This window comes from Corticimicrobacter populi, assembly GCF_003123725.1.
Taxonomy (GTDB): domain Bacteria; phylum Pseudomonadota; class Gammaproteobacteria; order Burkholderiales; family Burkholderiaceae_B; genus Corticimicrobacter; species Corticimicrobacter populi.
In genome coordinates this window covers 45,795-58,965 of the sequence record NZ_QETA01000003.1, presented here as the reverse complement: position 1 = coordinate 58,965, position 13,171 = coordinate 45,795, and the positions used below count along the sequence as shown (strand labels likewise).

General features: G+C 61.2%; 14 protein-coding genes and 1 tRNA gene. 10 read left to right on the top strand and 5 right to left on the bottom strand.

Features of this window, described 5'->3' with window-relative positions:
- The first annotated feature begins 63 nt into the window (after positions 1-63).
- Positions 64-1,290 (top strand): NnrS family protein, encoded by a 1,227-nt coding sequence (locus DD235_RS08200; RefSeq protein WP_109061597.1) that lies wholly within the window; start codon positions 64-66, stop codon positions 1,288-1,290.
- Between the two features lie 43 nt (positions 1,291-1,333).
- Here DD235_RS08200 and DD235_RS08195 read toward each other — a convergent pair whose 3' ends face one another.
- The 3 genes from DD235_RS08195 to DD235_RS08185 all read right to left on the bottom strand — a co-directional run bounded on the left by DD235_RS08195 (position 1,334) and on the right by DD235_RS08185 (position 4,102).
- Entirely contained in the window at positions 1,334-2,335 is a 1,002-nt protein-coding gene (locus DD235_RS08195) for an endonuclease (protein ID WP_109061596.1), read from the bottom strand.
- 79 nt (positions 2,336-2,414) lie between these two features.
- Positions 2,415-3,713 (bottom strand): Y-family DNA polymerase, encoded by a 1,299-nt coding sequence (locus DD235_RS08190; RefSeq protein ID WP_109061595.1) that lies wholly within the window; start codon positions 3,711-3,713, stop codon positions 2,415-2,417.
- The gene (locus tag DD235_RS08185; protein ID WP_109061594.1) at positions 3,674-4,102 is read right to left on the bottom strand and encodes a LexA family protein; all 429 of its coding nucleotides are present in this window, start codon (positions 4,100-4,102) and stop codon (positions 3,674-3,676) included. Before DD235_RS08185 ends, DD235_RS08190 begins: the two co-directional genes overlap by 40 nt.
- A 150-nt stretch (positions 4,103-4,252) precedes the next feature.
- Here DD235_RS08185 and DD235_RS08180 point away from each other — a divergent pair.
- From DD235_RS08180 to DD235_RS08165, 4 genes are all read left to right on the top strand, one after another.
- Positions 4,253-4,329, top strand: a tRNA-Met gene (locus tag DD235_RS08180).
- A gap of 298 nt (positions 4,330-4,627) precedes the next feature.
- Complete coding sequence (locus DD235_RS08175) at positions 4,628-5,665, top strand: M23 family metallopeptidase (RefSeq protein WP_109061593.1); 1,038 nt, start codon at positions 4,628-4,630, stop codon at positions 5,663-5,665.
- Between the two features lie 103 nt (positions 5,666-5,768).
- A complete protein-coding gene (locus DD235_RS08170; RefSeq protein WP_109061592.1) occupies positions 5,769-6,071 on the top strand; it encodes a hypothetical protein in 303 nt (100 codons plus the stop codon).
- A gap of 60 nt (positions 6,072-6,131) precedes the next feature.
- Positions 6,132-6,551, top strand: coding sequence for a bactofilin family protein (locus DD235_RS08165; protein ID WP_109061937.1), 420 nt, complete (start codon positions 6,132-6,134; stop codon positions 6,549-6,551).
- Between the two features lie 59 nt (positions 6,552-6,610).
- On the opposite strand, the gene DD235_RS08160 is transcribed toward DD235_RS08165, so the two are convergent.
- Both DD235_RS08160 and DD235_RS08155 read right to left on the bottom strand, forming a co-directional pair.
- Entirely contained in the window at positions 6,611-7,921 is a 1,311-nt protein-coding gene (locus DD235_RS08160; protein WP_109061591.1) for a glutathionylspermidine synthase family protein, read from the bottom strand.
- The gene (locus DD235_RS08155) at positions 7,918-8,535 is read right to left on the bottom strand and encodes a hypothetical protein (RefSeq protein WP_109061590.1); all 618 of its coding nucleotides are present in this window, start codon (positions 8,533-8,535) and stop codon (positions 7,918-7,920) included. The genes DD235_RS08160 and DD235_RS08155 overlap by 4 nt, the downstream gene beginning before the upstream one ends.
- Before the next feature lie 257 nt (positions 8,536-8,792).
- On the opposite strand from DD235_RS08155, the gene DD235_RS08150 reads away from it, so the two are divergent.
- The 5 genes from DD235_RS08150 to DD235_RS08130 all read left to right on the top strand — a co-directional run bounded on the left by DD235_RS08150 (position 8,793) and on the right by DD235_RS08130 (position 13,113).
- Positions 8,793-9,638 carry an energy transducer TonB gene (locus DD235_RS08150; RefSeq protein ID WP_109061589.1) on the top strand — a complete coding sequence of 282 codons (846 nt, stop codon included), beginning with the start codon at positions 8,793-8,795 and terminating at the stop codon, positions 9,636-9,638.
- Between the two features lie 4 nt (positions 9,639-9,642).
- A complete protein-coding gene (locus DD235_RS08145; protein ID WP_109061588.1) occupies positions 9,643-10,707 on the top strand; it encodes a MotA/TolQ/ExbB proton channel family protein in 1,065 nt (354 codons plus the stop codon).
- Entirely contained in the window at positions 10,707-11,162 is a 456-nt protein-coding gene (locus DD235_RS08140; protein WP_109061587.1) for an ExbD/TolR family protein, read from the top strand. Before DD235_RS08145 ends, DD235_RS08140 begins: the two co-directional genes overlap by 1 nt.
- A 171-nt stretch (positions 11,163-11,333) precedes the next feature.
- A complete protein-coding gene (locus DD235_RS08135) occupies positions 11,334-12,020 on the top strand; it encodes a response regulator (protein WP_109061586.1) in 687 nt (228 codons plus the stop codon).
- Positions 11,998-13,113, top strand: coding sequence for a sensor histidine kinase (locus DD235_RS08130; RefSeq protein ID WP_239990092.1), 1,116 nt, complete (start codon positions 11,998-12,000; stop codon positions 13,111-13,113). The genes DD235_RS08135 and DD235_RS08130 overlap by 23 nt, the downstream gene beginning before the upstream one ends.
- The last annotated feature ends 58 nt before the right edge of the window (positions 13,114-13,171 follow it).

Below are 13,171 nucleotides of genomic sequence, written 5' to 3'. Positions count from 1 at the left end.
CCTTACATCAATCACGATACGGTACGCCTCGTGTGATGATGCTCATATCGATAGGAAATCCATATGAGCGAACTTCTGCATATTCACGAACCTGAGCCGTCTCCGTCGCGTCCGCAGTGGCGGGCCTTCCTCGAACTGGGATTCAGGCCGTTGTACATGGGGGGCTGCGCCTGGGCTGCCGTGTCGCTGGCGGTCTGGATGTATGCGCCGGGCTGGCTGACGTCGCGTCTGTTTGGCGTGGTCTGGCATGCCCATGAAATGCTGTGGGCGTTCATCGCCACCATTGCCGTGGGGTTTTTGCTGACGGCGGTCAACAATTGGACAGGGGTCAATCCTCTGAGCGGGCGCAAGCTGGGCGGGTTGGTGCTGCTTTGGCTGGTGGCCCGGATCGCTTTTCTGCTGCATGGCGATGCGGCCTTTCTGGTCGGGGCAGCCTGTGAACTGCTGTTTTACGCCGGTGCGGCGTGGGCTGTGGGGCGGGCGATCTATGGCACCCGCAATCGGCGTAACTATGCCGTGCCGTTGCTGATACTGGCGCTGGGAATCGCGGATGCTTTGTTTCTCCTTGAGGCCTGGCGCGGCGATTATGCCGCGTTGATGGAACGCTTCAACCAGGGCTTGCTGAGCATGGCCCTGATTGCATTGCTGGTGGCGCGGCGCGTGATTCCGTTCTTTGCATCACGAGGGGTCCAGGGGCTGGAGATTCCCATGCACGTGCGCAGCGGGCAGTGGCAACTCTATCTGACGGCATGTGCACTGGTCGCCAACCTGCTGCAGTGGGATGTCGTGACGGCATTGGCCCTGCTCGGTGCTGGGGGGATTTCGCTCTGGCAGTGGCTGAGTTGGAAACCGCTGGCCGTGCGCCGTGTGCCGCTGCTGTGGATTCTCTATCTGGGTTACGCCATGCTGGGAGCCGGCTTGCTGGTCGAAGCGGGGCAGCGTGCAGGATGGGAAATCCGCGTTGCATGGCCGGTGCATGTGATCGGCATCGGTGGCTTTACCTTGTTGATTATCGGCATGGTCACGCGCACGGCGCTGGGGCATCTCGGGCGTCCACTCAAGACCGACCGCAGCATGGTGACGAGTTATCTGCTGATGGTGCTGGCATTCGTGCTGCGGCTTCTGGCACTGCTGCCCGCTGCTCCGGCGATACCGTTGCTGCACGCGGCAGCCTGCGCCTGGATCGTGTCCTTGGTGCTGTACCTGTGGCGCTTCGTGCCGTACCTGATCCGTCCCAGGGCCGATCAGCCGCGTGGTCGCGTGCTCAAGGCGACGCAGGTTCGGCTGTAGTCGATATGCCTTGGGTCAATGCCTCAAGGCTGTTCCGATGCCTTTACCGGCAGTCGCCTGCCCGCCTGAAACCGGCGGCCCGGGCGGCGTTTTCACTGTCGAACTCGATGATGTTGTGCTGTGCCATGCGGCTGTAGCCTGGGCAGCCCTGCGGCAGGTGATACACCTGGCTTCTGCGGTTGCCGCGTACCGAGGTCGTGCTGACATGGCTGGATGCCGATGCGGGTGCCACTCTCATCTGTGAGGCCGTTGAGGTGCTGCTGGCCGGTGTGCTCCGAATATGGCCTTGCGCGCTATTCCTGAGGCCTTCGCCGCTGTTGCGATGGCCCTCCGACCATTGCCGTGCGCCACTGACGAACGGATTGCCGTGGCCCATGCGTGTCGCGATGCGCTGGTCGCGCTCCCGCTCGGCGGCATCGACCGGGAACTGGCGATCCCATGTCATCAGCAGGCGTGCCTGCTGGCGCGACATCGGCAGGTTGTAGCGGTCATGCATGTAGAAGTAGACCCGCGCCAGCAACCCTTTGGCACTGTCTGGCGGCTCAGCGGTACGCTGTCGGAAATCGATCCGAAAAGAACAGGCACCGTAGTCGGCCTGATTGTTCGCGACAGGGCCGAATGGAAAATTTTGCCGGTCACCATTGACTTCGCCCACGACAGGAGTGAGGTTGTGCATATCGGCTTCCATGGCGTTGAATACCGGGTCGGTCTGCTGGCAGTGCCCACGGCCACCCTGCTGCCAGCACTGACGGGCCCGCCCGAAATTGCTGGCTGGCACGATATGTTCCCATTCGAGCCGTTCGGCTCGCTGGGGCTGGGCGCGCGTGCTGTAGCCGCACGAGGTCGGCTCCATGCGTCCGCCAGAACGGCCGGTCCAGCGCCAGTCGCAGCCGCAATAGAGATCACCACCTACGCCTTGGTTGCGATCATGATAGACATGCTGGCGGGATTCGATCTTGGCCTGTTCGAAGTCGGGAGGCGCGGCAAGTGCCGCGCAGGGTAGGAGGATGGCAAGCAGAAGCAGGCACAGTCTATGGGCAAGCATACATGTCGGGGCAGTGATCAGACAGGGCATCAGTAAAAATGCAAAAGGGGAAAGATGGTGCGGGGCAGGCATACTGCCATCAACAGCGTATTTCGATCAACTCGTTCCAGCAGGTCGTGGCCCGTGGCGACATACGTTCCTGGCGCATCAGCCAGGGAGCATCATGATCGTGCAGGGCGCTGGCGATCTGCAGTGTATCCGCGCCAAAGCGGGCATTGATTCGATCCAGTGCCAGCATGGTCCTGTCGTCGGCGCGGGGCGGCTCGGCAGGCGCAAACAGGTCATATTGAAATTGGGCATGAGTGGGCTGGATATCCATCAGGCAGACGCCGGCCTTGGCGTAGTTGCAGCCGGGTCGATAGCCGCCACGCAGCCCGGCGAGGGCAACGGCAATCAGGCGGTCGGTCCGATCGGAGGGGGGCGTCAATGGCAGAACGGCACTGCAGGCGTGTTGCCGACCCGGCTTGAAATAACTGGTTCGCGCGAATACCTGCAGGGTGCCGGCCAACGAACCCTGTCTCCGCAGCTTTTCGGCAGCCCGGCTGGTGAAGCGGCTGATAGCCTGGAGCAGATCGTCGAGCCGGGTCACGGGCTGCCCGAAGCTGCGTGAGCAGAGGATCTGACGGCGCGGTTCCGGATGATCCTGCCAGTCCAGGCAGGCCTCTCCGGCCAGTTCCCGGGCAGTATCGGCCACGGTGCTCGAAAATGCACTGCGCAGGTCTCGGGGGTTGCTGCGAGCCAGGTCCAGCGCCGTGTGGATGTCCTGGGCCCGCAATCGGGGGGCGAGCCGGCGGCCGATGCCCCAGACGGCATCGACGGGCGTCAGTGCCAGTGCCCGATCACGCCGTTCCGGGGCAATGTCGCAAAGATCACAGACGCCCTGCAGGACAGGGTAGGTCTTGGCCAGATGGTTGGCCAGTTTGGCTAGTGTTTTGCTGGCACCGATGCCGACGCAGGTCGGCAGGCCGAGCCACTGTGCGATGCGATGGCGGATGGCCTGGCCGATCTCTTGCCCGGTGTCCGACAGGCCGCCCAGGTCGAGAAAGGATTCATCGATGGAATAAATTTCCTGATGTGGTGCGAACTGGCCGATCAGGGTCATCATGCGATCGCTCATGTCACCATATAGGGCAAAGTTGGCGGATCTCGCCACCAGGCCCCGGGATTCCAGGTGCCGGATACTGAACCATGGTGCGCCCATCCGTATGCCGAGCGCCTTGGCCTCGTTGCTGCGGGCAATGGCGCAGCCATCATTGTTGGATAGCACGATCAACGGTTTGCCTGCCAGAGCCGGCTGTATGACCCGTTCACAGGCGCAGTAGAAACTGTTGCCATCGATCAGCGCGATGCGTGTCGATGTGCTGCCTTGATGATCCATGTGACGACTCCCCAGATACTCAGTTCCTGGCCTTCGCGCAGCGCGATATCGGTGAAGGCGGGATTGGCAGCTCTCAACATGACCTTGCCCTGATGCTGATACAGGTACTTGACGGTGAATTCGCCTTCCATCACGGCGACGACCATGTCGCCGTGCGTCGCCTGAAGCGACCTGTCCACGATCAGGACATCACCGTCGTCGATGCCTGCGTCGCGCATGGACTGACCTCGTGCTCGGAGATGAAAGGTGGCTTCGGGGTTGGGTGTCAGGATGCGGGCGAGATCAATGCGACGCTGACCATGGTCGGCGGCAGGGCTGGGAAAGCCGCACTGGACAGTGGCACTGGCTTGCCATATTTCATGGAGACATGGAGCAGATGGCGCAATCATGGTTTTATGCTGTATATAAAAACAGTATTATTGCGCTTTCTGCTTCAAAGCTCCAGTCTCCCAGCAAGACTTTCTACATGAAAGAATCAAGGTGGGGTTGACAGGCTGATTTCAACAGTGCATAATTTCATCTTTGACGTACAGAACAGACGCGGGGTGGAGCAGTCTGGCAGCTCGTCGGGCTCATAACCCGAAGGTCGTAGGTTCAAATCCTGCCCCCGCAACCATACTCAATGGCCCTGATCGCTTTGGTGATCAGGGCCATTTTGTTTTTTGGCACCACCGCGTGCTGCGGCCCGAATTTCTTTGTGAACAGGCTTTGCTTTGCGCAGTGTGGCGGCGGCTCACAGGCCGGTTGTCCTGGCTGTATGCGCAATGTGCATATGTATCTACATGATATGTCCTTGCTCCAGGGGTTAAAACCAGTAATAATCGGGAGCAGTTGCTCATAAAAGCGATGCGCCCGGCCTGCAGGCCGTTTTGTTTCAGCTGCCGTGCGGGTGGCGTTCTCAAGGAGATGGCGAGTTGGCTTTCGTCATACTGTCCGCCCGAACCCTGGCAAAATCAAAAACCAGAACTCTCAGTGTCCGTTTTTTCCTCGGGCTGGCGACGTCCGCGCTGTTGCTGGCGCTTGGTCTGGGTATGTTGATCGGCTGGTTGTGGCGTCCGACGTTGCTGGAGCCTATCGAATCTGTTGCCGAACAGGCTGTATCGGATCAGGATGCGCCGGAAGTCGTTGCAGCACAGGATGGCCGTTTGCTGGTCGAGCGGGTGGGCGAATTGTCGGGCCGGCTGGTTCAACTGGAGCTTGAGGCGCAAAGCCTGGCAGCCCGGCTGGGTGCCGCCCGAGAGTTTCAGGAGCGTATGCAGGGGAGCGAGCAGGTCGAGGGTGGCCGTGTTGCCAAGACTCAGCCAGGATCTCCTTCTGGCGGCCCTATGCTGGAGCCGTTGCCTGAAGCCGGCCAGTCGGACGCTGAGGTCATACCATCCGATCCCATGCAGGACGAGTCCACCCAGGGCGGCGTCGCGGTGCCAATAGACCCAGGTGCGGGTGCCGTGCCCGATGTCGCTGCTACGCTGCTGCGTATTCAGGATGATGCAGATCGGCTGTCCACATTGCTGGCGGGCCTCGATGCTGCTACGACTTCGCTGAGCCTGGCGCATATGTCGTTTCCGGGGCGTACACCGGTATCCGGCTTTCGGATGACATCGACGTTCGGCAATCGTACCGATCCGTTCCGGGGCAGGCTGGCTTTCCACAGTGGCGTCGATTTTCCTGCGCCCAGTGGTACGCCTATTCATGCCAGCGCCGGCGGGCGGGTGATCTACGCGGGCTATCGCCGAGAGTATGGACATACCGTCGAGATCGATCATGGTGCCGGTCTGGTGACACGCTATGCGCACGCATCGCGGCTGCTGGTCAGTCGCGGCATGGCCGTGATGCCGGGCCAGGAAATTGCACGTGTCGGCAATTCAGGGCGCTCTACCGGGCCACATTTGCATTTTGAAATCCTCAGGGATGGGCGATTTGTGGATCCGGCGGTTTATCTGGCACGTTTCTAGGCAGGTGTAGATGATGTTTGGTTCAGGTCAACCTGATAGTCGTGCTCTGAGTACGGGACATATTGATCTTGCGGTCAGGCGTTCCGGCAGGGGGCGGGCCATCTTGGGCTGGCTTGTGCTCTGCCTGGCACTGGCTGCGGGCGGCTTTGCGTGGTGGGCTCAGGGGCGCACGGATTTGCCCTGGCTTACAACCGATGACGCATTGCAAGCTGCAGAAACGCCCGAGCAATCGCTGTCGCGGTTGCAGCAGGCGCTGGAGCAGGCAAGCCTGAATCACGATATCGAAGTCGCAACGCGACAGGAACTGGAGCGCCAGATTGCGACCTTGAGCGAGCAACTCAAGGAAGCGCAGGCCGAACTGGCTTTTCTCAAATCGGTCGGCAGCAGCCCGCCGAAGACAAATTGAATGACAACCCGCGCGGTGGGACCGCGCACGACGGACGGTCGAGAATGGCCGGGAGGCAGCATGTTCAACAAAAAACGCAAGCGGATGCTGGAAACGACCAAGCTGTCCAGCCTGATTGCCGACAATCTTGTGGTCAATGGTGATATTTCATTCAGTGGCGGACTGCGCGTGGATGGGCGCATCGATGGCAACGTCAGCGGCATCGATGGTGAGAAGAACTTGATCGTGATCAGTGACAAGGGCAGCATTACCGGGCGCGTCAGTGTCCATGACGCAGTGGTCAATGGCACGATTACGGGTGATCTGGTGGTCGAGCATTTCCTCGAGTTGCAGGCCAACGCCAGGATTACCGGCAATATCGTCTATCGGCAACTGCAGATGGAGTGCGGTGCCGTGGTCGAAGGGCGTCTGGAAAGGGCCGAGGCTGCGCAGGACGCCAAGGTGATCGATCTGATGGCGGCTGGTTCGGCTGCCGGGTGATGCGTGAGTTGTCATGGCGGCATTGAAGCACAGGAGTGTATTTTGCCAGACAGCCCGATTCAGTCCAGTGGCGTCAGCAGGTGCGGGATGAAGCGCTCATTGCGCAGGTCGAGCACCGGCTGGTCGAACTCCCGAAAGCACAGTGTCGAGACGTCGCCCAGCAGGCTGTTGGGGCGGGATGTCATCCAGGCACCCAGGATGAAATTGTTGCGCCCGGCGACCTGCCCTGGCGGGCAGTAGGCCTGATAGATCATGGGGGTGTCCTGATAACTGCCGCCGCTGGCAGCGGTCAGTGTGCCCTGTTCGATGATCCTGATATTGGATGATAGCCGGCCCAGGGCCGGCTTGGCGACATGGGTCGGGCCGATGGTTTCGGCCTCGAAAGCTGCGCGCAGGTGCGGCAACCCGGCGTGCCGGGTGGCAAAGGCCTGGTCGCTGTCGTACAGGTCGCTGATGAAAACCAGTATCCCCTTGTGGCTGAGGAACCAGCGCCAGGCCGGTTCCATGAACGAGACCTGGCCGAACCACTTGCGGTGGCTGCGAAAGGCCTCGGGAAAAGTCATGACCATTTCTTCCCAGGGCGTCAGCATGAAGATCAGATCGGGGCGCAGGCCGGCCTGGTTCATGATGAAGGGCTGTTCCGGCATCAGGTAGTCGTAATCCAGTTCACGGATATCTACTAGGTAAGGGTCGCAGCCGGCCGCTTCGAAAAGCTGTACCAGTGTTTCGCAGGTGGTGATGTCTTCGATGAACGAGGTGTCGCAGACCACGGCGACCCGCTTGCCGCCTGTCATTCGTGTCTGCAACATGGCAATGGTGGTATGCCACCATTCGTTGAATTGGCGTTGCGGATGGCCCAGTCCCGTTGCCAGGATGTTCTCGAGGTTGACCGATTCGAACAGCATGACGGGGGTGTTGCCGTTGAACTCGTAGATCCCCGTGATGCGACCGGATGCCGGATCCACGGCGGCATCGAAGCGGCCATAGAGTGTCTGTGCTGCCAGGCCCGGACTATGCAGGGTGGCCCTGGCGTAGTCGATGAACATGTCGCCGTGAGCCTGCATCATGTCGCAATCGAAATAGCGCCGAATGCGCGCATTCGGGCTGCTCAGCAGGATGCGCACGGCATCGACCATCATGGCGTAATAAAGCGTGAGGGTGGATGCCATCTCGTCGGCAGTGGGTTCGGGCAGCAGATAGAAGGGCATGGCTGCCTGGTGGGCGATGGGAAATGAAAACAGATCGGCCAGCTCGCTGTTGAGCTGGCCGTGATCGGTATAAAACAGATGCGTGAGCGGCAGTTCCTGCGAGAGCAGGGCGGCCGCGTCGAAGTCGATACTGTATGTCCGTGCCGTGATGGCAGCGGTCATGCGCCGCCTCCGTAGCTGTTGCTGCGCGAGGAGGATGAATTGAACGCACCGCTGGCGCGGGTTTGCTGGGAGGCGCGTGACGCAGCCGAGCCGAATGAGGACATGCGCTTCTTTTCGGTGACGGCTGACTGGTAGGTGCGGGTGCCCTGCTGCTTGGCCTGGTCATATTGGGCAGGTGAACCGTAGCTCTGGGTCCGGCCCATGCGGTTCATGAACATGCTGCCCAGCATATAGCCCATCAGGGCACCGGTCATGCCCGAGACAAAGCTGCTGCCGCCGCTGCCTGCATTGTCGGCATATTCGGGCACCTTCTCGGCCAGCGCGTCGGATTGCCAGGTCGTGATGCTGCCGTCGGGGTTCTGGCGAGCCACGTTGATGACCTTGTTGCCATTGGCATCTACGCCGAAATAGACATCCTGGATCGTCGGATCGTTCTTGCGCAACTCGGTCAGCAACTCGCGAGCCTGGGCCTGGTCGGCGTTGAGTTCACTCAGGATGCTGGCCTGCAGCTGTTCGGGGCTGATACCGGCTTCGGGGGGCGTATTCTGTTCGCAGCCGGCCAACAGGATCACGCTGGCGCCGGTCAGGGTGGCGGCAATCGTGTGGCGTTTCATGCGTTTCTCCGCAGAGTCGTACTTGAAGCCGCTAACTGTAACGCATCCATTGCGCCCCTGTCCAAGCGGAAAGGGTGATTGAAACGGGTCTGCATGAGGCATGCACAAACAAGTCCGTCCGGAATTGAGAAATGTGAAGATTGCGTGAAGATTCTGCTTGCGAATCGTTCGTATTAGGATTACTATAATTCATTGTCCAGGAGCTGCGATAGGCTCCGTCTTGCCCGCTTTGCTGGTTGTCTTTTCACGGCTGATTCATGCCCCTGTTTACCCCGCCCCATAGAGAGCAGAGCTCATCCCTTCCCCTGAAGGTGGGCGCCGGTTTCGCCGTACTTGCACTGCATGCAGCGGTCATCGGCGCATTGCTGTATCAGTCGAGCACACATCTGATTCTGGAAGAACCAGAAGCCGTGACGGTTCGTTTCGTCGAGCTCGGTCCCGACCCACAGGATGTGCTGGGCCCGCAGAACGAAAACCCGCCCGCACTGGCTGCCCCCGTCCAGGAAGAGCAGCCCGAGGTCACTCCCGAGCCGGAGCCCGAGCCCGAAGAGGTCGAGCCGGAACCCGAACCTGAGCCCGAGCCCGAGCCCGAAATTATTCCCGAGCCGGAGCCTGAACCCGAGCCGGCACCGGTCATCCCCAAGCCAAAACCCAGGCCCAGACCGCAGCCTCGGCCCCAGCCGGTGGTGCAGCCACAGCCGGATCCGGTACCGCCGGAGTTGGTGACCCAGGATGCCCCGGCTTCGGCCACGCCACCCAGCGGTACGCCCGATGGTACCAGTGCACCGCAGGGACCGCAGGGCGAACCCAACGACGAACCCCGTCTCATCGGCCGGGTGGATTACATGGGCCGCCGGCCCGAGCCCGTCTACCCGCGCGCCTCACTGCAGCGGCGAGAACAGGGTGAAGTCATTGTCCGTGTGCTGATCAATGTCGAGGGCTATGTCGACAGGGCGACTGTGCAGCGCTCGTCAGGTCATGACCGGCTTGATCGTTCGGCCCTTGATGCTTCCTACAAGGCGCGTTTCCGGCCCTATACCGAAAACGGCATCCCCTACCCGGCGCTGGCCGATATCCCATTCAATTTCGTTTTAAGGAACTGAGAGCATGTCTCTATTTTTGCAACTGACCACCGTGCTGTCGCAAGTGGCGCCTGCCGTGAGCGGTGCCGCAACCGACACCGCCGCCGCAGCGCCCGGGGCGGCAGCCGCAAGCCAGACGGCTCCGCAGACTTCGGCAGAGGGAACCACGCAACTGGCCCAGAGTGCGATCGATGCAGCCGCTGCGCCGGCCGCTGATGCGGCCAACGCCGCGGCGGCGTCGATGACGGGCGTGACGGACCTGGCCGTGGCTGCTGCTACCCAGGCGGGCGATCAGGCCGCTGTCTCGTCGATGGGTTTCATGCACTTCGTCGGCCAGAGCGACATGGTGGGCAAGTTCCTGTTCATCGTGCTGATCCTGATGTCGCTGGTGACCTGGTATCTTATTGTCGTCAAGGCGATCACCAATTGGCGCACGTCGCGTCGCGCCAAGGAATTCCTGAACACCTTCTGGAATGCCAGTTCGCTGGAGCAGGTCGAAAACGAAATCGTTACCCATGGTGCCAACGATCCGTTCTCGCATCTGGCCAGCCATGCCATCCACGCTGGCGAGCATCACGTCAAATACGGTGCCAAGAAGCTGGAAGAGGCCGGATCCAAGCGTGAGTTCGTGACCCGCACCATGCGCAAGGTCATCGATGAAGAGACAGCCAAGCTCGAAAACGGTCTGACGGTACTGGCGTCAGTCGGTTCGACTGCGCCGTTCGTCGGGCTGTTCGGTACGGTCTGGGGCGTGTACCACGCACTGGTTGGCATCGGCCTGTCCGATGGCGTTACCATCAACCGTATTGCCGGCCCCGTGGGCGAGGCGCTGATCATGACCGGCCTGGGCCTGGCGGTCGCCATTCCGGCGGTGCTGGCCTACAACACGTTCGTGCGTGGCAACCGGGTGCTGCTGGCCAACCTCGATACGTTCGCCTACGACCTGTTTACTTTCATCACGACCGGCCATCAGCAGCAGACGGCCGGCAACGGTAACGGCAAGGTATCCAAGCAGGCACGCCGTGATGCTGAAACCAAGGGCGCAGCCGCCCTGGCAGCGGCACCCTCGGTGTCGCAAGGGGAGCAATAATGGCTTTCGGCGGCTTCGACAACAAGGGCCAGGGAGGCGGTGGCCACACCATGTCGGAAATCAACATGGTGCCGCTGATCGACGTCATGCTGGTGCTGCTGGTCATCTTCATCATCACGGCACCGCTGCTGGCGCACTCCATCAAGATCAACCTGCCGCAGGCCAGTGCCGAGCAGATCGAGGAGGATCCGGTCACGCTCGACCTGGCCATCGATGCCTCCGGCCAGATATTCTGGAACGAGGAGCCCATCGAGATGCCGGCGCTGTTCAACCGGTTCGCCGCGATTACCGGCGAAAAGCCACAGCCCGAGATCCGAATCCGTGCCGACCTCAATACCCGTTACGAAATCCTGGCCGACGTGATGTCTTCGGCCAAGCGGGCCGGCATGAAGCGGATCGGTTTCATTACCCAGCCGCGCCCTTCGGAGCCTGCTCCCGAGGCGGCGGCACCCTGATCCCGCAATCATCCTGCGACGCTTGAAGTATCTGCGGCCCCCTGCCATCGACATGATGGAGGGGGCCGTTTCAATGAGGTTGTATCGTGTCGTCATGCCTGCCGTGGACGTCTTTCTATTGTCTTGCCGCAATCGCTGAACAGTGGCGACTCCTGCGCTAGAATGCGCTTTATGAGAGTGCTCCTGATTGAAGACGATGCTGTGCTGGGCCGGGCCCTGGACGAGTTCCTGAAAGGGCAGGGCTATGCCGTGGACTGGCTGACCGAAGGGCGGCAGGTGATCGAAACCCTGACGCTGCAAGCTTACGACCTGGTATTGCTGGATCTCAACCTGCCGGATACCGATGGTCTGGTGCTGCTGTCCCAGATGCGCAGCCAGGCCATCATGGTGCCGGTATTGATCCTGACGGCACGCGACGGTGTAAACGAGCGGGTGGCAGGGCTGGATTGTGGTGCCGATGATTACCTGGTCAAGCCGTTCGAGCTGCCCGAACTGGCGGCCCGTGTCCGGGTTTTTGCGCGACGGCAGAGTCAGCAGGCCCTGTCACGCGTCCAGGCGGGCCCACTCTGGCTTGACAGCGTCAATCGTGAGATCACTGCCGAAGGCGAACGGCTTGCCCTGTCGGCACGCGAATTCTCGGTGCTGGAGATGCTGATGATGCGCAGCGGGCGTGTGGTGACCAAGCAGCAGATCGTCAATTCCCTGTCTGCCTGGGATACCGATTTCAGCGAAAATGCGGTGGAGGTCTACATCTACCGCCTGCGCAAGCGTCTGGATACGCTGCCTGTATCGATCCAGACCATACGTGGCTTCGGCTACATGCTCAATGTGGCGGATGATGGGGCCGCAGCAGGCTGAACCGGCATGGCGTGCCCGCATGGGACGGCGCACGCTGGTGCGACACCTCAGCGTACGCCTGCTGCCGGCGGTGTTGCTGCTGACGGCACTCGATCTGGGTGCCACCTGGTTGATTACGCATCAGGTCGACCTCGAAACCTGGCAACTAGACGAGATATTCTGGGTCATGGTGGCAGGCCAGGTCGCGCTGATGCTGCTGTTCTTCTTGCTGGTGATCTCTGGCATCCGCTCCGGGTTGCGTGGCGTCTATCGACTGTCCGATGAGTTGCGCAGTCGCTCCATCGAAGATCTTCAGGCGCTTGATGTGGATCAGGTGCCCCGTGAGATCGGTCCGCTGGTCGTGCATACCAACGACCTGCTGGGACGCCTGGAAGCCTCCGTGCAAGCGCAGCGCCGCTTCGTCGGCCATGCTGCCCATCAGTTGCGCACGCCCCTGACAGGTTTGAAGCTGGAGTCCGAGCTGCTGCTTGAACAGCCTCTGAGCGACGATATTCAGGCCCGCGTGATGCGAATCAAGCAATCAACCGATCGGATGATCCGGCTGGGACAGCAATTGCTGGTGCTGGCACGGGCCGATCCCGGGACGCGTCCGCAGGATGCCTTCGTCCGACTGGATTTGGCAGAAGAGGTCCGCAATGTGGGTATGGAATGGGTGCCGCGTGCTTATGCGCAATCGGTTGCGCTGGAGCTGGATGCGCCAGCCGCGCCAGTCTGGATCGATGGCGATGCGGTATTGCTGGCCGAACTGATCGGCAATGTCCTGGACAACGCACTGCGCTATGGTGCCCGGCCAGGCCTGATCCGCCTGGGGGTAGGGCATGCCCCGCCTTCACTGATCATTGAGGATGATGGGCCTGGCATGGGCGAGCAGGACCAGAAAAGGGCTTTCGAGGCATTCTATCGTGCGCCTGCCAACACATCCGGCGGAGCAGGGCTCGGTCTCGCCATCGTGCGTGAGATCGCTCAGGCGCATGGTGGTTGGTGCCGCCTGGAGAGCGGCAGCGGCGGGCGTGGGCTGCGGGTGGTAATCGTCTTTCCCGGGCCACGCATCGGTGCCCGGCTGACACGCGGCGCTGTATCCAGCGCCGTTTGAGGCATACAGCCAGCCATTTTGGCGTGGCACGGTCACTGCAAAACGCATGCAGGTAATT

What these genes read in the sequence shown, in the direction of transcription:
- DD235_RS08200 (WP_109061597.1), top strand. Translation starts at nt 64, where the DNA reads ATGAGCGAACTTCTGCATATTCACGAACCTGAGCCGTCTCCGTCGCGT.
- DD235_RS08195 (WP_109061596.1), bottom strand. Translation starts at nt 2,335, where the DNA reads ATGCTTGCCCATAGACTGTGCCTGCTTCTGCTTGCCATCCTCCTACCC.
- DD235_RS08190 (WP_109061595.1), bottom strand. Translation starts at nt 3,713, where the DNA reads ATGGATCATCAAGGCAGCACATCGACACGCATCGCGCTGATCGATGGC.
- DD235_RS08185 (WP_109061594.1), bottom strand. Translation starts at nt 4,102, where the DNA reads ATGATTGCGCCATCTGCTCCATGTCTCCATGAAATATGGCAAGCCAGT.
- DD235_RS08165 (WP_109061937.1), top strand. Translation starts at nt 6,132, where the DNA reads ATGTTCAACAAAAAACGCAAGCGGATGCTGGAAACGACCAAGCTGTCC.
- DD235_RS08160 (WP_109061591.1), bottom strand. Translation starts at nt 7,921, where the DNA reads ATGACCGCTGCCATCACGGCACGGACATACAGTATCGACTTCGACGCG.
- DD235_RS08155 (WP_109061590.1), bottom strand. Translation starts at nt 8,535, where the DNA reads ATGAAACGCCACACGATTGCCGCCACCCTGACCGGCGCCAGCGTGATC.
- DD235_RS08150 (WP_109061589.1), top strand. Translation starts at nt 8,793, where the DNA reads ATGCCCCTGTTTACCCCGCCCCATAGAGAGCAGAGCTCATCCCTTCCC.
- DD235_RS08145 (WP_109061588.1), top strand. Translation starts at nt 9,643, where the DNA reads ATGTCTCTATTTTTGCAACTGACCACCGTGCTGTCGCAAGTGGCGCCT.
- DD235_RS08140 (WP_109061587.1), top strand. Translation starts at nt 10,707, where the DNA reads ATGGCTTTCGGCGGCTTCGACAACAAGGGCCAGGGAGGCGGTGGCCAC.
- DD235_RS08135 (WP_109061586.1), top strand. Translation starts at nt 11,334, where the DNA reads ATGAGAGTGCTCCTGATTGAAGACGATGCTGTGCTGGGCCGGGCCCTG.
- DD235_RS08130 (WP_239990092.1), top strand. Translation starts at nt 11,998, where the DNA reads ATGATGGGGCCGCAGCAGGCTGAACCGGCATGGCGTGCCCGCATGGGA.